Below are 19,414 nucleotides of genomic sequence, written 5' to 3'. Positions count from 1 at the left end.
CATCATGTTGACAGTGTCAGCACACTATGTTGACGATGTCAACAGGGGAGCGTGTGAGAGGGTGAACGACGTGGTGGACGACACCAGGACCAGGCTCGTCGAGAGCGCGCTGAGCCTGCTGCGCGAGGAGGGCCTCGACGCCGTGACGCTGCGCGCGGTCGGCGACCTGACCGGCCTGTCCCGCATGGCCCCCTACCGGCATTTCGCCGACAAGACCGCGCTGCTGGCCGCCCTCGCCGCCCGGGTCATCGTCGACCTCAGCGCGCACGTCGCCGGAGCGGTCCTGGAGGAGGCCGGCCGCCGAGACCGGCTGCGGGCCTTCTACACCAGCTATGTCGAGTACGCCCTGGGCCACCGCAACGAATACCGGCTCGTGTTCGCCTCGGAGTTCCTCATCGGCCACCATCCGGAGCTGGAGAAGGCGATCGACGAGGTGATGGCCGCGCTGGACCTGGAGGCCACCGGCGGCCAGGCCGCCCCCAAGGCCGGGGTGATGGCCCTGCTGTCCACCGCCCACGGCCTGGCCGAGCTCGCCACGGCCGGCCACTTCGCCCACAAGGGGATCAGCCACGAGGACGTCATCGACGCCCTCGTGGGACCGTGAGGTCTCCACCCCGTCCGATCCTCGGCCGCCCGCCGGTCGCTGTGGTGCCGCGACGGCCTGCGGGCCCGTCCCTCAGACGAACGCGTCGCCGCGCTCGGCGGCGGCCGCCACGTTGCCCGGCATCCGGCCGAAGATCAGGCTGTGGAAGGGCGAGATCGACCACCAGTAGAGGTGGCCGGCCAGCCCCCGGGGATGGAAGATCGCGCGCTGGCCGTACACCGTCCGTCCCCGGTCCTGGCGCACGCTCAGCTCCAGCCAGGCCAGACCGGGCAGGCGCATCTCCGCGCGCAGCCGGAGCAGGCGGCCGGGCTCGACCTCCTCGACCCGCCAGAAGTCGACCGAGTCCCCGACGCGGAGCCGCCGCGGGTCACGGCGGCCGCGGCGCAGCCCCACGCCTCCGACGAGGCGGTCGAGCAGGCCCCGGGCACGCCAGGCGACGGGCAGGGAGTACCAGCCCCGCTCGCCGCCGATCGACTCGATCACCTCCCAGAGGGCCCCCGGGGACGCCTCGACGCGGCGGGCCCGCCTGTCGACGTAGAGGCTGCCGCCCGCCCAGTCGGGGTCGGTGGGCAGCGGATCGCTCGGCGCCCCCGGCGTCGAGGCCGAGGACCATCGGGTGAGGACCTCCGCCTCCTTGATCCGCCGCAGGGCCAGCGTGACGGCCTCCCGGAACCCGATCAGCCCCTCGGGCGGGTCCGGGACGTAGCCGGCGATGTCGTGCTCACCGCAGACGGCCTCGTTGCGCAGCGACTCCACCAGCGGGCGGGCGATGTTCGCCGGGACGGGGGTGACCAGTCCCACCCAGTGGCTCGACAGGCCGGGGCTGAGCATCGGGACGGGGATGATCACCCGCTGGGGCAGCCCGGCGACCTCGGCGTAGCCGCGCATCATGTCGGCGTAGGTCAGCACGTCCGGGCCACCGATGTCGAAGGAGCGGTTCACCTCCTCCTCGACGGCCGCCCAGGCCACGAGGTAGCGCAGGACGTCGCGGATCGCGACGGGCTGCGTCCTGGTGCGCACCCACCGCGGCGTCGTCATCACCGGCAGCCGCTCGGTGAGGTAGCGCAGCATCTCGAAGGAGGCCGAGCCCGATCCGATGATGACGGCCGCCCGCAGCACCACGGCCGGCACCCCGGAACGCAGGAAGGTCTCCCCCACCTCGGCGCGGGAGCGCATGTGGGGCGACAGGTCCTCGTCCGGGGCGAGGCCGCCCAGGTAGACGATGCGGCGCACCCCCGCCTCCCGGGCCGCGGCGGCGAACGTGGCGGCCGCGCGGCGGTCGGCCGCGGCGAAGCCCCGTCCCCCGCCCATCGTGTGGATGAGGTAGTAGGCGACGTCGACGCCGCCGAGCGCCTCCCTCGTCCGGGCGGCGTCGGCCGCGTCGGCCTCGGCGGTCTCCACGCGGGAGACCCACGGCTGGTCGCGCAGGCGGCCGGCCGAGCGCACCATGCACCGCACGTCGTGGCCCGCGTCGAGCAGTTCGGGCACGAGCCGTCCGCCGATGTATCCCGTCGCTCCGGTCACGAGACATCTCATCTGACCATCTTCGTACGGCGGGCCGGGACGGTTGCCTGCCCGGCCGTTCTGTGGCCGCTCCTACAGCTCTTCGCGGATCCGGGCGAGAATCTCCCGCGTGCGCGAGGCCGGCTCGGCCTCGATGCACAGGCGCTCCATCACCTCGAGGTAGCGGTCCACGTCGTCGCGCTTTTCGAGGTATACGGCGCTGGTGAGCTGCTCCATGTAGACCACGTCGGGCAGGTCGGGCTGGGAGAAGCGCAGGATGCTGAAGGGCCCGCCGGCCGCGGCGTGGCCGCCGACGCTGAAGGGCACGATCTGGACGGTCACGTTGGGCAGTTCGAGCGCCTGGAGGATGTGGTCGATCTGGCCGCGCATCACCTCGGCCCCGCCCAGGGGCCGGCGCAGCACCGCCTCGTCGAGCACCGCCCACAGATGGGGCGGCTCGGCGCTGCGCAGCAGCCGCTGGCGGGCCAGGCGCAGCCGCAGGCGGCGCTCCAGCTCCTCCTCGGAGGCGGCCGGGAACCCCAGCCGGATGACGGCCCGCGCGTAGCCCTCGCTCTGGAGCAGGCCGGGGACGAACTGGACCTCGTAGTTGCGGATGCCGGTGGCCGACTCCTCCAGGCCCACGTACGTCTCGAACCAGCTCGGCAGGACGTCGTTGTAGTTGTGCCACCACCCGGTGACGTTGGCCCGCCCGACGAGGGCCAGCAGCGCCTGCCGGTCGTCCTCGTCCGAGACGCCGTACAGCGTCAGCAGGTCGGCCACGTCCCTGATCCGGAAGCTGACCCTGCCCAGCTCCATCCGGCTGATCTTCGAGTGGGAGGCGCGGATGGCGTGGCCGGCCTCCTCCAGGGTGATGTGACGCTGCTCGCGGAGCCGCCGGAGCTGCGCGCCCAGCACGATCCTCAGCACCGTCGAACTCCCCCGGGGCATGGCCATGGGGGTCGGGGGGACCGGCTCGCCTCCGGCGTGAGGTGTGATCATTTACATTCCTTCGAGCGCGGAACGCGAGCCCCCGCCCACTCTTTGTGGCCGTCGCGAGCCTTCACCGTACTCCGGTCATATCTTCCCGGCCACATGGAATTTCATTCTTCAATCAATTGAGATGATCAGATCATCGAAATCGCCGCCCTTCACGCCCCGCACGAAGGCGTCGAGCTCGCGCCGGGTGTAGATCAGCGCGGGCCCCTCCGGGTCTCGCGAGTTGCGGATCGCGACCGCGTCGCCGGGCAGCGTGGCCAGCTCGACGCAGTTTCCGCTGGGGTTGCTGAAGTGACTCTTGCGCCAGACGATCCCGTCCAGCAGCACGGCAGGCATGCCGTTGTACAGCTGATTCATCCTCGCCTCTCACCGATTAGGGAGGGAAACCTCGCCACAAGCATAGGGCTTTGTGCATATGCACGTGCATCTGTACTTGCTTATGCACATCATGGCGGGCAAGATGACTAGACGGATCATCTTTGTCACACGATCACCCCCCTCCCCAAGGTCACCGATGACTGGTCACCAAAGACATCAAGCCCGAGCCACCCCCATCCAGACGGAGATCGGCGGGTGGGAGCGGTGGCTGTCGATGCTCGATCACCTGCTCCCGCCGAGCGGGCTGCCGCCCTGGGCGGACGGCGACAGCCACGTCGACCAGCTCCAGATGGCCGTGCGGAGCCTGCGCCACGATCCCCGCGCGGCACGGACCGCCCGCGAGTTCGCCTCCGCCGCGCTGCGCTCCTGGGAGCTGGCCTGCCTGATCGACGACACCGGCGTGGTGGTCTCCGAACTGGTGACCAACGCCGTGCGGCACGGCGTGCGGGACGGGGTCAACGGCCACCGCGGGCAGGAGGTCAGGGTCATCCTCTGCCATACCGGCCGCTCGGTGCTGTGCGCGGTCACCGACCCCAGCGACCAGGGCCCCAGCCTGCGCGAGCCCGACTTCGAGGCCGAGAACGGCCGCGGCCTCCAGCTCGTCCAGGGGGTCAGCGAGATGTGGGGCTGGGCGCCGCTGGAGAGCCGGGGCAAGGCCGTGTGGGCGGCCTTCAGCCTCCCCCCGAGGACGGGGCGCCATCTGGAGGCATGCCACTGACGGACACCACGCCCGGCAGCGGAGATTCGCGGAATATGCCCCATATCCAGTGAAGGATGGATATTGTCCGCTCAACCCGCACCGGCCGGATGGAAGATGACATGGTTCCGTCGAAGACCGAACGCCCGAAGTTCGACCCCACGGTCCCCAACGGGGGCCGGATAGCCGACTACTTCCTCGGCGGCAAGGACAACTTCGCGGCCGACCGGGCGGCCGCGCACGCGGCGCTCGCACTCGCCCCCGAGCTCCCCGCGATGTCCAGAGAGGGCCGCCTCTTCCTCGCACGGGTGGTCCGCTTCCTCGCCGGGGCCGGCATCCGGCAGTTCGTCGACATCGGCTGCGGCCTGCCGACACGGGGAAACGTGCACGAGATCGCGCACGCCGTCGCACCCGAGGCACGGGTGGCGTACGTCGACAACGACCCGATGGTCGTCGTCCACGCCCAGGCCCTGCTCCAGGACGACCGCCTGACCACGGTGGTCGAGGCCGACGCGCGCCGGCCGGAGCTGCTGCTGTCCCGCCTCCGGCTCACCGGCATGATCGACTTCGACCGCCCCGTGGCGGTCCTCCTCTTCTCGGTGCTGCAGGACATCACCGACGACGCGTTGGCCCTGCGGATCGTCACCGACCTCCGGAGGGCGATCGCGCCGGGCAGCTACCTGGCCGTCTCCCACGCGGTCTCCGACATGCGCCCGGAGACGACCGCGAAGCTCGCCGCCCTCTACCAGGACCGCGGTTCGGTCACCGGCCCCCGCCGCGGCAACCTGCGCACCGGCGCCGAGGTCGGACGCTTCTTCGACGGGCTCGCGCTCGTCGAGCCCGGGGTCGTCTACGTCCCCCGGTGGCGTCCCGACGGGACCGGGCCCCACCGGCCGGACTCGGTGTGGGTCGTCGGCGGGGTCGGCCGCAAGGAATAGCCGGTCCCACAGAACAATCGATGTATTTCTCCTATTGCTCGCAATCTGCCATCTACCCATGGGCGCCGCGGTTCTTTAGTCTCACAGGCAACCAAGGAGATGACCGATGAGCGACGCGGCCCGGCGGCCACCGGCAGGCCTGGACACCAGCGTGCCCAACGTCGCCCGGATGAACGACTACTTCCTCGGCGGCAAGGACAACTTCGCGGCCGACCGGGCGGCCGCCGAAGAGGTGCTCGCCATCGCCCCGGAGATCAGGACGATGGCCAAGGAGAGCCAGGCCTTCGTCGGCCGGGCGGTGCGCCATCTCGTCGAGCGGGGCATCACGCAGTTCGTCTCCATCGGGTCGGGGCTGCCCACCCAGCGCAACGTCCACCAGGTCGCCCAGTCCCTCGACCCCGCCGCCCGGGTGCTCTACGTCGCCGACGACCCGGTGGTGCTCTCCCACGCCATGGCCCTGCTGGCCACCGACCCCCGCACCTCCGTGGTCCGGGGCGACCTGCTCCACCCCGACGAACTGCTGGCCGATCACGAGCTGCGGCGGCTCATCGACCTGGAGCGGCCGGTGGCCCTCCTGATCCCCTCGGCGCTCCAGTTCATCCCCGGCGAGGACGGCCCGTTCAAGAGCGTGGCCCTGCTGCGCGACGCGGTGGCCGTCGGCAGCCACCTCGTCATAGCCCACGCCGTCTTCGACACCCGCCCCGAGGCGGCGGGGCCGCTCGTCGACATCTACCGGCGGGTCCTCGGCCGGAGCGAGGACGCCTCGCGCACGCGCAAGCAGGTGCTGCGCTTCTTCGACGGCATGGAGCTCATCGACCCGGGCCTGGTCTACATCCGCCAGTGGCGCCCCGACAACCCGCTCGCCGCCCAGCGCCCGGAGAAGGTCTGGACCGTGGCCGGGGTCGCCCGCAAGACCGGCTAGCCGGGGACGGCGCCGATCGAGCGCCACCGCACCGCGGCGCCGCCGGTGGCCGGTGGCCGGTCGGAGCGTGAGGTCCCGGCCACGGCGCTCACCCCGGTCTCCGGGGCGAGCGCCGCGTCCCGCTCCGGCGGACACCGCCGGTACGCGGAGCCGTTCCCGCGTCCGCGGGTCCACCCGGTCAATGTCCTGTCCTCGTATAGCGCGGCACGAAGCGGCCGCCGCCTCCGCCCAGCTCGTCGGCCGGGATCTCCGCGAGCACCCGGACGACCTTTCCCTCCGTGTTCACGGCGACGACCCGGCGGGGGTCCCGCGTCCGGTCGAGCAGGATGACGTGGGCGTCGTTGTACCAGCCGATGAGCGTGCTGGCCACGGGGACCGGGATCGTGGCCCGCCGCCGGCCGGTCGCGGTGTCCCACAGACACGCGGTCGCGATCCGGTCCGGGCAGAGGGTGACGAACTGCTTCCCGGCCGGAGAGAACGTGTTCTCGCTGCTGCTGGGTTCGCCCACGGACGGGATGGTGCGGACGGTCTTTCCCCTCAGATCGAACAAGCGCAGACCGGCGCCCGAGCCGCTCGGGAAGCGTACGGCGACGGTGGACTCGCCGGGGGCCCACATGAAGGGGAAATCGCCGATCCCCTTCGTGTCGACCGAGACGACCGTCGCCCTGGCCGTCGCCACGTCGACGACGACGAACCCGAGGACCTGCCTCGTGCCGAGGGCCCGGTCATAGGTCGTCAACAGGACCCGCCTGCCGTCGGAGGACCAGTAGGGGTTGTAGTTCGCCGTCGGCTTGCTCACCGTGTGCACCAGGAACTCCTGGCCGGTGGCCCGTTTGATCAGCCGTATGGAGTCGCGGGGACCCGGCGTGCTCGCCTTGATCCAGGGCAGGACCGCCGTCCAGGCCCCGTCCGGCGAGACCAGCGGCTCCTGGTAGGGGCCGATCGACTGGAACTTCTCGTCCTTCGCCTCTCGCGCGAAGGAGTCAGAAACATCCTTCCGAAGGTGCATGTAGGACGTTATGTGGATCGGGTCTCCGGGAGACTCGTGCAGCCTCGTCTTCAGCTCGGGGAGCCGGATCTCCCTGGCCGGGGCGGCGGGCACGGCCGTTACCTCCCGGATGACGGCCGGGGAGGGGGATGCGGAGACCTCCGCGTCATCGGGGACAGAGCCGCGGATCATGGTGTACACCACCCCGCCGGACAGCAGTGCCACCGCCACGGCCACCCCCGCGAGAAGCGTTCCCCGGCGGCCGCGCCGGGCGGGCGGCGCGCCGGGCACGACGGCGGCCTCGGGGGCTCCGGAGGCGACGGCCGTACCCGCGGTGAGCAGGTCTCCGTCCGGGCGCCGCTCGCGTGCGCCCAGGAGGAGCAGGAGCGCGTCCTTCGCGGTGGGACGCCGTCCGGGGTCCTTGGACAGACACTCCTCCACGAGATCGCGCAGATCGCCGTCGAGGTCGCCGAGGTCGGGGTCCCTGTGCAGAATCCGGTTGACGACCGCCGGGAGCGAGTCCCTGCCGAACGGCGGCTTCCCGGTGGCCGCGAAGACCATGGTCGAACCCCAGGCGAACAGGTCCGCGGAGGGTCCCACCGGGGCGGACTCGAACTGCTCCGGCGCCATGTACGGCGGCGTGCCCACCACGCCGGAACCGGTGGCCGCGGCGTCCAGCGCGCGGGCGATGCCGAAGTCGATCACTCGGGGCCCGTCCCGGCCGAGCAGCACGTTGCTCGGCTTGAAGTCCCGGTGCACCACGCCCGCTCGATGGATGGCGCTCAGCGCGGTCATCGTGCCCACCGCGAGTCTCCGCAGCCGGGCGTCCCGCAGCGGGCCCTCGGTGTCGACGACCTGCTGGAGCGTGGGCCCTTGGACGTATTCGCTGACGATGTACGGCTGGGCGCCGAGCATGCCCGTCTCGACGACCTGGGCGGTGCAGAAGGGGGCCACCCGGCGCAGGATCTCGATCTCCCGGAGAAGGGGGTCCGGCACCGGGCCCGTCGGCCGGTCCGTGCCCGGGCTCTGTCGCAGCAGCTTGACGGCGACACGCTCCCCGGAGGGCGAGGCGCCCAGGAAGACCGAGCCCTGGCCGCCCTCGCCGACCCGCCCGAGGAGCTCGTAGGCGCCCACGTGCGAGGGGTCGTCCGCGCGCAGCGGAGCAAGATCCGTCATGGCCGGCTTACTTCCGGGCGAATCTGAACTGGACGACCTTGGCGTTCTTCCTGGTGATCTCGGCCAGGGTGCGGACCACCTTGCCGTGGAGATCCACGACGACGTACTTGAAGGGGTCCTTCCGCGGGTCGCGGACGATCAGATGGTGCTCGTCCCACCATCCCACTATCGTGGTGTCGCCGTCCCAGACCGGGACCGAGGCGATCCTGTTGCCGGTCTTGGCGTCCCACACGCATCCGGCGTTCCGCTTGCCCGTGCTCTCCGGGCAGTAGGTGTAGAAACGCGTGCCCGAAGGGGAGAAGATCCCGGGACCGGGCATCAGCCCCACCCAGGGCATGGTCCGCACGACCTTCCCGCTCTGGTCGCGGAACCGGACTCCGAACGTCGGCTTCTTGTGCTCGTAGGCGCCGACCACGAGGGTCCCGTCGGGGCTCCAGTCGAAGTTGCCGTAGCCGTCCCGCTGGTCGTCGGTCTTGACGACGGTCGCCTTGCGGGTGCCGACGTCGACGACGACGAACCCCGCGGGGTACTGCACCTTCTGCTTGACGTCGAAATCGTAGACGGTCAGGAGCAGCCGCCTGCTGTCCGGGCTCCACGTCCCCGAGAGTCCTCTCAGCGGCTGCTTGAGCGTGTCCACCGAGAACTTCTCGCCGGTGGCCGAGTTGATGAAGGTGACGTAGTCGTAGCTCGACGCGGCGAACTTGAGCCAGGGGTTGACCGCGACCCACTTGCCGTCCGGCGAGACCGTGGGGTCGCCGAAGTCGGCGTCCTGCGCCACCAGGCGGAAGGCGTCACCGCCCGGGACACGCGCGTATGTGCGGTAGACCGGGCCCTTGTGGTCGGTGATGAAGTAGGACGCCAGGCGCACCGGGTCCGCCGGGTTCTCGTGCAGCGTGAGCCGCCTCCCCGGGGCCTTCACCTTCCCCGTGGCCGCCGGGGGAGGCGTCGGTGACGCCTCGATGACGACGGGAGAGGGGGAGGGGAGCGGTGTGGGGGGCGGTGCGGCCACCCGGACGGGGGCCGCACGGGGGGTCAACGCGTAGACGGTGCCGCCCGAGACGAGGGCGATGGCCACGGCGGCGGCGCCGAGCAGCACGGAACGGCGGCGCCGGCCCGGCCGGGACGGGGGCTGGGGCGGGGGCGGGAGCCGCACGCGCGTGGCCGGATCGGGCGGCGGAGCGGACCGGAGATCCGGGCCGGCGGCGGCCGGGACGGAGGGGAGCGGCTCGGCGGTCGCCAGGATCGTGGAGTGCCCGACCAGCCTGAGCAGGACGTCGCTGGCGGCCGGCCGGTTCCGGGGGTCCTTGGCCAGGCAGTCGGCCACCAGGCCGCGGAGGTCGTCGCCCAGGACGGTGAGGTCCGGCTCGCCCCCCAGGACCCGATTGATCGTCGCCGACATGGAGTCCGCCTCGAAGGGCGACCGCCCGGATGCCGCGAAGAGCATCGTGGCGCCCCACGCGAACAGATCGGCCGCCGGCCCCACGGGCTCGCCCTCCAACTGCTCCGGCGTCAGGTAGGCGGGCATGCCGACCGACCGCGTGGTGCTGCCGGCCCCGGCCTCGAGCGCCTCGGCGATGCCGAAATCGATCACTCGCGGCCCGTCCGGGCCGAGCAGCACGCTGCCCGGGTTGAAGTCACGGTGGACGATCCCGGCCTGGTGGATGGCGACCAGGGCCGTCATCGTGCCGATGGCGAGCCGGTGCAGCGCCGCGCCGCGCAGCGGACCGTCGTCCTCGACGGCCTTGTACAGGGTGGGACCGTCGATGTATTCGCTGACCACGTACGGCCGATCGCCGGCCAGGCCGGTCTCGACGACCTGCGCGGTGCAGAAGGCGGACACCTGCCGCAGTTCCTCGACCTTGCGCAGGAACCGTTCGCTCCCGGTCAGATCGGCGTGCACGAGTTTGACGGCGACGTGCTCCTCCCCCGGCCCCGTCGCCAGATAGACGGTGCTCTTCCCGCCCTCGCCGAGTTTCCCGACAATCCGATATGAACCTAAATAAGGCGGATCATCCGAGTGCAGGGGCTCGACCTCCGGCATGTCGGGCTTCTCCTTAAAGCTCGTCCGTAGATCATCAACTATCCGCACAGATCTGCGTGACGGCAAGCCCATCGCATCATGCCACGGACGGAAAGGCTCCGACGGAAAAGATCATAGATATTGGTGGAACAGGTGAGATATACGCGTCGCCGTCGATCACTCGGCCGTTCCGGCGCACCTCTCCTGTTTCGGGAGCACGGTTCTCCTGTTTCGGGAGCACGGCCTCCGGGGAGCGCGACCCCCGTCTCACGGGAGAGCCCGACCGTGGTCCGCGGCGGGACGGCTCGGACGGACCCGGCGGAGACGCGGCGGGACGGCTCGGACGGACCCGGCGGAGACGCGGCGGGCGGGCATGCCGTCCGCCCGCCTCCTCCGCCCGTCACTCGCCGGTGCCGCCAGGGGGAGGCATGGGGCTCCCGGTGCCCTCGTGACCGGGGCTCATGGTGCCACCGGGGCCGGGAGACACGGTGCCACCGGGGCTGGGAGACACGGTGCCGCTGGGGCTGGGGCTGGGGCTGGGACGCACGGTGCCGCCGCGGGCCTTGCGGAGCAGGTTCAGGTGCTCCCGCACCACCGGCCTGGCGTCCTCGGCCAGCTTCTTCACCTCAGGGGACGAACCTTCGCGCAGCTCCTGATCCAGGCGGTCAAGGGTCTGGCGGTGGCCGACGATCATCGCGGCCAGCCACACGTTGTCGAAGACCTGCCCGGTCAGCCTCGACAGCTCGGCGAGCTGATCGCGCTGGTCGGCGTTCGGATCTCCGGGAAGCGGCACTTTGGCCTTCTGGGCCGCCTGCCGCACGCTCTCGTCCAGCTTCGTATGGTTGTCAACCAGAACTTTCCCGATGTCACTTATGCTGCGGTCTGTCGATCTCTGCTGGGCGAGCTTCCCCGCCTGGATCTCGGTCAGGTTGACCCGATGTATCTGAACCAGAAACTTCTTGTCCTGCTCGTTGAGATTCGGCTGAGCGGCGATGGCTCCGGCGGTGCCGCCCAGAACGACGGCCGCGACGGCCAGCAGGACGATAATCCTTCGGATCATTGGATCCCCCGTCAGTGCGTGAACGGATTAGCACCTTTCTCCACATATGCATTGATGTCTGCCGATATAGCAGAATTCGGGTGAAAATGCGGTAGCTCCGGCCTCCGCCTCCCGGGGGCGCCCGCCGGCCGGATCCGTCCTCCGCCCCGTGCCGCCCCCGCCCGCCGAGTACCGCGCCGGCCGCCCCCGGGACGGGCGCGGCACTCGTCATCCGCCGGAGGGGAGACGGCGAGGGGCGCCCGCGGCAGGCGCCCCTACGGCCGTTCAGCTCGGCGTCGCCTCGGAGCTCGGTGCCCCCTCGGCGTGGGGGAGGAGAACCATGTCGACGAGGTAGACGGTGGCGTTGGAGGTCTGCAGGTTGCCACAGACGACCTTGGCGTCCTCGACGGTGTAGTCCTCCTCGCCGGCCTTCTTGACGGTCAGCGTGCCGCCGCCGAGCGTGGTCAGCGGCCCCTCGGCGAGTTCGGCGGGGGTCTTCTTCCCCTCGACGACGTGGTTGTTGAGAATCTTGGTCAGGAGCTCCTTGTCCGCCAGGGCCTTCGCGAGGACCTCCTTGGGGATCTTGCCGAAGGCCTCGTCGGTGGGGGCGAACACCGTTATGTCCGGTGCGGAGTCCAGCTTCTCGATCAGTCCGGCCTGCTTGGCGGCCTTGGCCAGCGTGGACAGCTGCGGGATATGGGAGAGCGCGGTGCCGAGCGGCTCCGAGGCTATGCTGCCGGGGCTGCCCGGGCCGGAGGCGGGCAGGGAGGAACAGCCGGGGCCGAACGGCTTGGTCATGGCCCCGGGCGACTCCGAGGTCATGTCCGTGGGCGACTCGGAGGTCATGTCCGTGGGCATGGGCGTGGGAGAGACCCGGAGGACGGAGCCCGTGGCGGCCGCGTGGCCGGCGACGGGGACCGCGGCCAGAGCCAGCGCGGTCAGGGCCGAGGCGAGCAGAGCCTTCTTCTTCACAGTGATCTCCTTGGATGGATGGATGAGCCCTCCGGGATCCGTCCGCCGGGCCCCGCGCCGCTCATCGATCTTTCGTAGATCAATTCCCTCCAATTTCAGGTTAAATGCCCCATAGAGTGACTCTTGACCACATATCTCCCTGCTGTGAGGAGACGCCGGGGTGTCCATGGGGCGCCCCGTACAGTGGGGGCATGAGCCCGAAGATCGCTACCAACGAGGTCGTCTCCCGTGATCGGCTGCTGGAGTTCCTGCGCGGGCGCCACCGCGCGCTGGTCATCACGGCGCGCCGCGACGGCGGCCCCCAGGCCTCCCCGGTGACCTGCGGCGTCGACGCCGAGGGGCGCATCGTGGTGTCCACCTACCCCGAGCGCGCGAAAGCGGCCAACGCCCGCCGCGACCCCCGGGTGAGCATCGTGGTCCTGTCGGACGACTTCGACGGGCCCTGGGTCCAGGTGGACGGCACGGCGGAGGTCCTGGACCTGCCCGAGGCGCTGGAGCCGCTGGTCGACTACTACCGGGCCGTCGCCGGCGAGCACCCCGACTGGGACGACTACCGCGCGGCCATGGTCCGTCAGGGCAAGTCACTGCTGCGGCTCACCCCGGTCCGCTGGGGGCCGATCGCCACCGGCGGCTTCCCCGCCCGCCTCGCCTGACCCCGCCCGCCTCGACGGTGTCCGGCACGGCCCACTCCCCCTCGCGTCCACGGCGACGGGCCCGCCGCGGGTGTCCGCGGCTGCGCCGAGCGACGGGATCCGCCACCTGTGACTTCGGGCGACGGGCCGCCGGGGGTTGCGCCCGCGGTCAGGTCCGCCCCACGGCCTGCGCCAGCTTCACGGTGATCTCCCCGCCGAGCTGGAACCCGCCGGACAGCTCAAGGTCGTCACCGCTCCAAAACCGGCCCGGGTCGTACCAGTTCGGGCGGCGGCCGCCGGGCAGCAGCCCCATCGCCTCGTAGGTGACGGCGACGACCTCCGCGCAGTAGGCGCTCTCCAGGGCGCTCTCCTCGGCGCCCCGCTTCAGGATCTTCGGCACCCGCCCGCGGACCCAGCGCCCGGCGAGCCGGGCCGTGGACGGGAACGGGGTGCCGTCCAGCCGGGCGACGGTGCGCAGGACCGCGTCCTCCATCTCCCGGGTGACCTGGGGGTCGAGCTGGCGCAGCCAGGCGCGCTGGCCGTACTTGGTGGCCCACACGCGGACCGCCTCGCGCAGGTCGTGGAGCTGGACCCCGCGCTGGTGGGTGCCCGACCACAGGTCGGGCAGCGAGCGGCCGAGTTCGGCGTGCCACATCAACGGGGGCATGTCGTCGATGACGACGGACATTCCGACATGGTTGACGGGACTGTTCGTCACCGTCTGGATCGCTCGGTCGGGCACGGTGCGGCCGCGGAACAGCCACACGTCGCCGGTACGGGTCAGGTTGACCGCCTCGTCGAGGCTGATGCTCTTGCCGGGCATCTCTGTAGCCTAGGGACATGCGGTGGTGGAAGATACTCGGCCTGGCAGGCGTCGCGGGCGTGGCGGCGACCGGCGTGGTGATCGCGCGGGCGGAACGGCGGCGGCAGGCCTACACCCCGGACGAGATCCGGCTCCGGCTCCGCGCCCGGCTGGAGGAGGCCACGGCGGACGGCTGGGAGGCGGTCCCGGCGGACGGCCGGGAGGCGGCCGGCCAGGCTCCCTGAGCCGGAGCGCGACGGGTCCGGCCCCTGACGCTCCCGGACGGCGGCGCGCCCCCGGGGAAGGGCGGGTCACCCCTGGGACGGTGGCGCGCCCCGGGGAGGGGTAGGTGACCCCCCTGGGACGGCGGCGCGCCCCCGGGGAAGGGCGGGTCACCGCCCTCCGGCGGGGGCGGCGGCCACCGGCGGGCCGCCGGATGTCACAGCAGGCCCTGCGCCGGGTCCCAGCCGGCGGGCAGCGGGCCGGGGACCTCGCAGGTGCTGCCGACCGGCAGGAACTCGCCCCGCTCCGCGGAGCCCGCGACGGCCAGCATCGTGTCCAGGACGTGCAGGCCCAGCTCCCCCGTCGCGCGGTGCGGCCGGCCCGCCCGGATGGCCTGGGCCATGTCGAGCACGCCCAGCCCGCGGCCGGCGGTGGCGCCCTCCGCCGGGACGGTGACCCAGTCGTCGGCGAGGGCCCGGCGCAGGCGCACCGCGCCGTCGAAGGTGTTGGGATCGGGCAGTTCCATGGTCGCCTCCGTCCCGGTGATCTCGATGAAACCCAGCCGGGGCAGCGGTGAGTCGAAGCTGAACACCATGGTGGCGGCCTGTCCGGCGGCGAACTCCAGGAGCGCGGTGGTGTGGGTGGGCACCTCCACCGGGAACCGGGTCCCGGCCCGGGGCCCGGAGCCGACGACCCGTTCCTCCCGGGCCCGGCGGGCGACCGCGGCCACCCGCTCGGCCGGTCCGAACAGCGTCACCAGGGCGGTCAGGTAGTAGGGGCCCATGTCGAACAGCGGTCCGGCGCCGGGCTTGAACAGGAATTCCGGGCTGGGATGCCACGATTCGGGGCCGGGGGTCTGCAGCAGCGTCAGCGCGGTCAGCGGGGTGCCGATGGCGCCCTCGGCGACGAGCCGGGCCGCGGTCTGCAGGCCGGCTCCGAGGAAGGTGTCGGGGGCGCAGCCGAGGCGCACTCCCGCCGCGGCCGCGGCCTCGATCACCTCCGTGCCGGACTCCCTGTCCAGGGCGAACGGCTTCTCGTTGTAGACGTGGCGGCCGGCCGCGACCGCCGCGGCGGCCACCGCCGCGTGCGCGGCCGGGATCGTGAGGTTGACGACGAGTTCGACGTCGGGGTGGGCGATCACCTCGGCCGGCGCCCCGGCCACCGGCACGCCGTACTGCCGCGCGACCTGCCGGGCGCGTTCCACGTCGAGGTCCGCGCACCCCACCACCCGCAGGTCGGGGAAGGAGGTGAGGTTGCGCAGATACTGGTGGCTGATGGTGCCGCAGCCGACGACGGCCACGCCGACCGGGCCCGTCACGGGCTCACCCGCCCGGCCTCGACGAGGCCGGTCAGGTAGGTGTGGCTGGCGGCCAGCGCCTCGACCATGTCGGTGGCGCAGTGGTCCAGCTCCACGATCCGCACGGCGTCGGGGGCGGCGACCAGCGCCTCCACGATCGGCACCTCGCCCGCGCCCACCGCCGTCATCGGCCCCTCCTTGGTCGCCGGCCCGTCCTTGACGTGCAGGTGGCGCACCCGCCGGCCCAGCCGGGCCAGCAGCGCGGACGGGTCGGTCCCGCCCGTCGCCGCCCAGTAGACGTCCACCTCCAGGAGCACCTCCGGGTCCAGCAGTTCCTCCAGCGCCTCCAGCGCCGGGCGGCCGTCCACCCGCTGCTCCAGCTCCCACCAGTGGTTGTGGTATCCCAGCCGCAGGCCGAGGTCGGCCGCCTCGCGGGCCGCCCCGTTGAGGGTCCGGGCAGCCCGCTCCAGGCCGTCCCGGTCGGCGAACCACTCGGTGGGAGCGGCCGGCACGATGACCGTGTCCGCCCCGATCCTGACCGCGGCGGCGAGCGCCGCCGCCCGGCGCTCGTCGAGCAGCGGGGCGTGCGCGCTGCACGCCCGCAGCCCGGTCGCCTCCAGGTCGGCGGCGAGTCCGTCGGGGTCCAGGTGCGCGTCGTACGGCTCGACGGCGCCGTAACCGATCTCGGCGATACGGCGCAGCACCGCACGGCGGTCGACGGCCGCCTGCTCGCGCACGGAGTACAGCTGGACGGCGAGCGGGCTCATCCCAATGGTCCCTTCTGGCGTGACAGATCTGGTGCGGCGGCGGTGAGGGCCAGCGCGGCGGCGCCGTACAGGCCCGCGTCGCGCTCCAGCGAGGTCGGGCTGACGGTGAGGCGGCGCAGGAAGCCGAGGCCGGCCTGCTTGGCGACCGCCTGCCGCAGCGGGGTGAGCAGGGTCTCCCCCGCCGCCGCCACCCCGCCGCCGATGACGACGTCGTCGATGTCGAACAGCGCCGCCGTGGTGAGGACCGCCGCGGCCAGCGCGTCCGCGGTCCGCTGGAAGGCCCGCTGGGCGACGGGGACGGCGCGGCGGGCGTCGGCCGCGAGCGCCTTGGCGTCCGGGTGCCCGGCCGGGGCGGCCCAGCCGTTCGCCAGCGCCCAGCGGACCATGCTCGGGCCGCTGGCGACCGTCTCCAGGCAGCCGAGCGCCCCGCAGGGGCACAGCTCGCCGTCCCGGTCGACGGTGATGTGCCCGATGTGGCCGGCGTTCCCCGTCGGCCCCAGGTACGGCACGCCGTCCAGGACGATCCCGCCGCCCACCCCCGTGGAGACCACGATCCCCAGCAGCGCCCGGGAGCGCGGGACGTGGCTCCCCCGCCACCACTCGCCCAGCGCCATGCACTGGGCGTCCCCGGCGAGCACGACGGGGAGGCCGGGCAGGAGCCGGCCCACGGTCGTGACCAGGGGGAAGTCCCGCCAGGACGGGATGTTGACCGGGCTGACCGTGCCGGCGGGCGCGTCGACCGGGCCCGCGGAGCCGATCCCGACCCCGGTCAGGCCCGCGGTCCCGACCTCGTCGAGCAGCTCGGTCAGCGTCGCGGTGGGGTCGGCCCCCACCGGCAGCTCCACCCGCCGCACCAGCGTCCCGCCGGGGTCGACGGCCGCGGCGGCGAACTTGGTGCCGCCGATGTCGATCGCCAGGACCGTCATGGCCGGGGCTCGCGGCGCCCGGCACGGGATGCTTCGATAGGGGGGCGGGGAGGCAGGCCGCGCGGGCCTGGGGAGCGGGGGCTCACAGGATCCTCCTGCAGTCCGGGGGGATAGTTGCTTAACCGGGTAAGCGAGGTGAACCTACAGCCGGCACGACAAGGATGTCACCGCCACATTAACGACATAAATCCCATTTTTAGTGGGGTGAGGGCCGCGTGGACGGCGCGTTCCTGCTCGACCTGCGCCTCGCCGACCCCCGGGTGACGGAGCTGCAGGCCCTGGGCATGCCCGCCGTGGTGGTCGGGCACCCGTCGGAGGCGGGCTCGCTGGCCTCGGTCTGGTCCGACGACGGCGCCGCCGTGCGCGAGACGATCGAATACCTCGCCGCGCTGGGCCACCGCCGCGTCGCCCGCGTCGCGGGCCTGCCCGAGCTCGTGCACACCGCCCTGCGCGACCGGGCCTTCGCCGCCTCCTGCGACGGTCTCGGGCTGAACGGCCACGTCACCGCGCACACCGACTGCACCGGGGAGGAGGGGGCGCGGGCCACCCGGCGGCTGCTCAGCTCCCCCGACCGGCCGACCGCGATCGTCTACGACAACGGCATCACCGCCGTGGCCGGCCTCTCCGTCGCCCAGGAGATGCGCCTCGACGTCCCGCGCGACCTGTCGATCGTCGCCTGGGACGACTCCCCCCTCTCCCAGGTCGTCCGCCCCCCGCTCACCGCCCTGAGCCGTGACATCTCCACCTACGGCGCGCACGCCGCCCAGCGGCTGCTCGCCCTGATCGACGGCGGGCAGGCGTCCGCCTTCGAGGACCGGGCGGCGTGCCTGACGGTCCGCGGCAGCACCGGTCCCCCACCCGCGCGGGCCCCGGAGCCCGCCTGACCGCGCCGGCGCACCAGGACTTCCGTCCCGGGTGATCCCGGATCGACGGACCTTCTGAGCCGGGCGAGGATCCGACAGCGTGGAGGCATGCGAATCCTTCACACGACAGTCGCGGCGGCCCTACTGCTCACGGGTCACGCCGCCGAGCGCCGGGCGCCGGATCCCACCGCCGCCGGGACCGGCGCCGATCCCGCGGTCGTCAGGACCGACGCGGGAGCCGTGCGCGGCACGGTGACCGGCGAGCACCGCCTCTTCCGGGGGATCCCCTACGCCACCGCGGGCCGCTGGGAGGCTCCCGTGCCCGCGAAGAGCTGGGACGGTGTCAAGGACGCCACCGAGCCGGGCGCGATGTGCCCCCAGGTCGGCTCCGTCTACGCGCCCATCTCCAGCACCGACGAGGACTGTCTGTTCCTCAACGTCACCACCCCGCGCGCGCCGGGGAGGAACCGCCCGGTCATGGTCTGGATCCACGGCGACGGGGCGGTCGGCGCCGGCCACTTCTCCGACGCGCGCAAGCTCGCCTCGCGGGGCGTGGTGGTCGTCACGATCAACTACCGGCTCGGCGTGTTCAGCGGGTTCGGGTACCCGGGCCTGAAGAACTCCGGGACCTACGGCCTGCAGGACCAGCAGGAGGCGCTGCGATGGGTGCGGCGCAACGCGGCGGCCTTCGGCGGTGATCCGTCGAACGTCACGGCGTTCGGCGTCTCCTTCGGCGCGCTCGCCATCGGCGGCCATCTCACCTCCCCCGGCGCGAAGGGGCTGTTCCGGCGAGTGGCCATGCAGAGCGGCGAGACGATGATGGACATGCCGGCCAACAGCATGATCCCCGGCGTGCCGGCCGCCCCGGCGTTCGCCTGGCGGAGCACCGAGGACGCCCAGGCGGTGGGCCGGACGTACGCCGAGCAGCTCGGCTGCCGGAGCCTGGCGTGCCTGCGCGCGCTGCCCGTTCGGAAGATCCTCGCGGTGCCGCAGATCATGAACGTCTTCCAGGCGTACGCCTACGGCAACAAGGTGCTCCCCGAACTGCCCTCGAAGGCGGTCCGCGAGGGGCGCTTCCACCGGGTGTCCGTACTGGCGGGCGCGACACGCGACGAGCATCGGATCTTCGTCGGGATGAACTACGACGTGGCCGGCCGGCCGGTCACCGCCCAGCAGTACGGCACCCTGGTCAAGGAGGCGTTCGGCGACGACGCCGGACGGGTGACGCGGAAGTATCCGCTCGCCTCCTACGCCTCCCCCAGCCAGGCGTGGGCGGCCGTGATGACGGACCGGCTGTGGGCGAGAGGCACGCACGAGCAGAACACCTCGCTGGCCGAGCACACCCCCGTCTACGGCTACGAGTTCGCCGACCGGAGGGCCCCGATGTTCCTGCCGCTGGAGGCGGACTTCGACTGGGGCGCCTTCCACGCCGCCGACCTGCCGTATCTCTTCCCGGACAAGAAGGCGCCGCTGACGGCCGCCCAGCGGAAACTGGCGGACCAGATGGTCGGCTACTGGACGAACTTCGCCCGCACCGGCTCGCCCAACGGCCCGGACCTGCCCAGGTGGCAGCCGCTCCCCCGAGGCACCCAGTCGCTCGCGCCCGGCGCGGTGCGGCCGATCGACTACGCCGCCGAGCACCGGCTGGACTTCTGGAGGTAGCGCGGCGCCT

General features: G+C 72.4%; 20 protein-coding genes. 8 read left to right on the top strand and 12 right to left on the bottom strand.

Annotated elements, in window-relative coordinates; all coding sequences use genetic code 11:
* Nucleotides 1-61: 61 nt before the first annotated feature.
* Nucleotides 62-604, top strand: coding sequence for a TetR/AcrR family transcriptional regulator (locus J2S55_RS34810; protein ID WP_306869698.1), 543 nt, complete (start codon nucleotides 62-64; stop codon nucleotides 602-604).
* Between the two features lie 72 nt (nucleotides 605-676).
* Here J2S55_RS34810 and J2S55_RS34805 read toward each other — a convergent pair whose 3' ends face one another.
* The 3 genes from J2S55_RS34805 to J2S55_RS34795 all read right to left on the bottom strand — a co-directional run bounded on the left by J2S55_RS34805 (nucleotide 677) and on the right by J2S55_RS34795 (nucleotide 3,460).
* Complete coding sequence (locus J2S55_RS34805) at nucleotides 677-2,140, bottom strand: SDR family oxidoreductase (RefSeq protein WP_306869696.1); 1,464 nt, start codon at nucleotides 2,138-2,140, stop codon at nucleotides 677-679.
* Nucleotides 2,141-2,200: 60 nt separating this feature from the next.
* Nucleotides 2,201-3,106: a Sco1979 family transcriptional regulator gene (locus J2S55_RS34800; RefSeq protein WP_306869694.1), complete on the bottom strand. Its 906-nt coding sequence runs from the start codon at nucleotides 3,104-3,106 to the stop codon at nucleotides 2,201-2,203.
* Between the two features lie 108 nt (nucleotides 3,107-3,214).
* Nucleotides 3,215-3,460 (bottom strand): DUF397 domain-containing protein, encoded by a 246-nt coding sequence (locus J2S55_RS34795; protein WP_306869692.1) that lies wholly within the window; start codon nucleotides 3,458-3,460, stop codon nucleotides 3,215-3,217.
* A gap of 157 nt (nucleotides 3,461-3,617) precedes the next feature.
* On the opposite strand from J2S55_RS34795, the gene J2S55_RS34790 reads away from it, so the two are divergent.
* From J2S55_RS34790 to J2S55_RS34780, 3 genes are all read left to right on the top strand, one after another.
* Nucleotides 3,618-4,199 (top strand): ATP-binding protein, encoded by a 582-nt coding sequence (locus J2S55_RS34790; RefSeq protein ID WP_306869689.1) that lies wholly within the window; start codon nucleotides 3,618-3,620, stop codon nucleotides 4,197-4,199.
* A gap of 101 nt (nucleotides 4,200-4,300) precedes the next feature.
* Nucleotides 4,301-5,116, top strand: a complete 816-nt coding sequence (locus tag J2S55_RS34785) for an SAM-dependent methyltransferase (protein WP_306869686.1) — start codon at nucleotides 4,301-4,303, stop codon at nucleotides 5,114-5,116.
* Nucleotides 5,117-5,222: 106 nt separating this feature from the next.
* Entirely contained in the window at nucleotides 5,223-6,038 is an 816-nt protein-coding gene (locus J2S55_RS34780) for an SAM-dependent methyltransferase (RefSeq protein WP_306869683.1), read from the top strand.
* On the opposite strand, the gene J2S55_RS34775 is transcribed toward J2S55_RS34780, so the two are convergent.
* The 5 genes from J2S55_RS34775 to J2S55_RS34755 all read right to left on the bottom strand — a co-directional run bounded on the left by J2S55_RS34775 (nucleotide 6,035) and on the right by J2S55_RS34755 (nucleotide 12,233).
* Nucleotides 6,035-6,220 carry a hypothetical protein gene (locus J2S55_RS34775; protein ID WP_306869680.1) on the bottom strand — a complete coding sequence of 62 codons (186 nt, stop codon included), beginning with the start codon at nucleotides 6,218-6,220 and terminating at the stop codon, nucleotides 6,035-6,037. The two genes, J2S55_RS34780 and J2S55_RS34775, sit on opposite strands and share 4 nt — an antisense overlap.
* Nucleotides 6,217-8,202 carry a serine/threonine-protein kinase gene (locus J2S55_RS34770; RefSeq protein WP_306869677.1) on the bottom strand — a complete coding sequence of 662 codons (1,986 nt, stop codon included), beginning with the start codon at nucleotides 8,200-8,202 and terminating at the stop codon, nucleotides 6,217-6,219. Before J2S55_RS34770 ends, J2S55_RS34775 begins: the two co-directional genes overlap by 4 nt.
* A 7-nt stretch (nucleotides 8,203-8,209) precedes the next feature.
* Nucleotides 8,210-10,243: a serine/threonine protein kinase gene (locus tag J2S55_RS34765; protein WP_306869675.1), complete on the bottom strand. Its 2,034-nt coding sequence runs from the start codon at nucleotides 10,241-10,243 to the stop codon at nucleotides 8,210-8,212.
* A gap of 379 nt (nucleotides 10,244-10,622) precedes the next feature.
* On the bottom strand, nucleotides 10,623-11,282 hold the full coding sequence (locus J2S55_RS34760; RefSeq protein ID WP_306869672.1) for a DUF4142 domain-containing protein: 660 nt from the start codon (nucleotides 11,280-11,282) through the stop codon (nucleotides 10,623-10,625).
* A 264-nt stretch (nucleotides 11,283-11,546) separates the two neighbouring features.
* Nucleotides 11,547-12,233 carry a fasciclin domain-containing protein gene (locus J2S55_RS34755; protein WP_306869669.1) on the bottom strand — a complete coding sequence of 229 codons (687 nt, stop codon included), beginning with the start codon at nucleotides 12,231-12,233 and terminating at the stop codon, nucleotides 11,547-11,549.
* A gap of 191 nt (nucleotides 12,234-12,424) precedes the next feature.
* On the opposite strand from J2S55_RS34755, the gene J2S55_RS34750 reads away from it, so the two are divergent.
* The gene (locus J2S55_RS34750) at nucleotides 12,425-12,886 is read left to right on the top strand and encodes a PPOX class F420-dependent oxidoreductase (protein ID WP_306869666.1); all 462 of its coding nucleotides are present in this window, start codon (nucleotides 12,425-12,427) and stop codon (nucleotides 12,884-12,886) included.
* Nucleotides 12,887-13,034: 148 nt separating this feature from the next.
* Here J2S55_RS34750 and J2S55_RS34745 read toward each other — a convergent pair whose 3' ends face one another.
* Nucleotides 13,035-13,688 carry a hypothetical protein gene (locus J2S55_RS34745; protein WP_306869663.1) on the bottom strand — a complete coding sequence of 218 codons (654 nt, stop codon included), beginning with the start codon at nucleotides 13,686-13,688 and terminating at the stop codon, nucleotides 13,035-13,037.
* A 17-nt stretch (nucleotides 13,689-13,705) separates the two neighbouring features.
* Between J2S55_RS34745 and J2S55_RS34740 the strand changes: the two genes are divergently transcribed.
* The gene (locus J2S55_RS34740) at nucleotides 13,706-13,912 is read left to right on the top strand and encodes a hypothetical protein (protein WP_306869660.1); all 207 of its coding nucleotides are present in this window, start codon (nucleotides 13,706-13,708) and stop codon (nucleotides 13,910-13,912) included.
* Between the two features lie 194 nt (nucleotides 13,913-14,106).
* Here the strand turns inward: J2S55_RS34740 and J2S55_RS34735 are convergent, their stop codons facing one another.
* The 3 genes from J2S55_RS34735 to J2S55_RS34725 are packed head-to-tail and all read right to left on the bottom strand — an operon-like array spanning nucleotide 14,107 to nucleotide 16,879.
* Nucleotides 14,107-15,207 carry a Gfo/Idh/MocA family protein gene (locus J2S55_RS34735; protein WP_306869658.1) on the bottom strand — a complete coding sequence of 367 codons (1,101 nt, stop codon included), beginning with the start codon at nucleotides 15,205-15,207 and terminating at the stop codon, nucleotides 14,107-14,109.
* A complete protein-coding gene (locus tag J2S55_RS34730; protein ID WP_306869654.1) occupies nucleotides 15,204-15,953 on the bottom strand; it encodes a sugar phosphate isomerase/epimerase family protein in 750 nt (249 codons plus the stop codon). Before J2S55_RS34730 ends, J2S55_RS34735 begins: the two co-directional genes overlap by 4 nt.
* On the bottom strand, nucleotides 15,950-16,879 hold the full coding sequence (locus J2S55_RS34725) for an ROK family protein (RefSeq protein WP_306869653.1): 930 nt from the start codon (nucleotides 16,877-16,879) through the stop codon (nucleotides 15,950-15,952). The genes J2S55_RS34730 and J2S55_RS34725 overlap by 4 nt, the downstream gene beginning before the upstream one ends.
* Before the next feature lie 215 nt (nucleotides 16,880-17,094).
* Between J2S55_RS34725 and J2S55_RS34720 the strand changes: the two genes are divergently transcribed.
* Both J2S55_RS34720 and J2S55_RS34715 read left to right on the top strand, forming a co-directional pair.
* Entirely contained in the window at nucleotides 17,095-17,763 is a 669-nt protein-coding gene (locus J2S55_RS34720; protein ID WP_306869650.1) for a LacI family DNA-binding transcriptional regulator, read from the top strand.
* A gap of 87 nt (nucleotides 17,764-17,850) precedes the next feature.
* Entirely contained in the window at nucleotides 17,851-19,404 is a 1,554-nt protein-coding gene (locus tag J2S55_RS34715) for a carboxylesterase/lipase family protein (protein WP_306869648.1), read from the top strand.
* Nucleotides 19,405-19,414: the final 10 nt, after the last annotated feature.

Origin of the sequence: Streptosporangium brasiliense, assembly GCF_030811595.1 — a bacterium.
GTDB lineage: Bacteria > Actinomycetota > Actinomycetes > Streptosporangiales > Streptosporangiaceae > Streptosporangium > Streptosporangium brasiliense.
The sequence above is the reverse complement of the archived record's forward strand: the minus strand, read 5'-3'. Positions and strand labels throughout refer to the sequence as shown.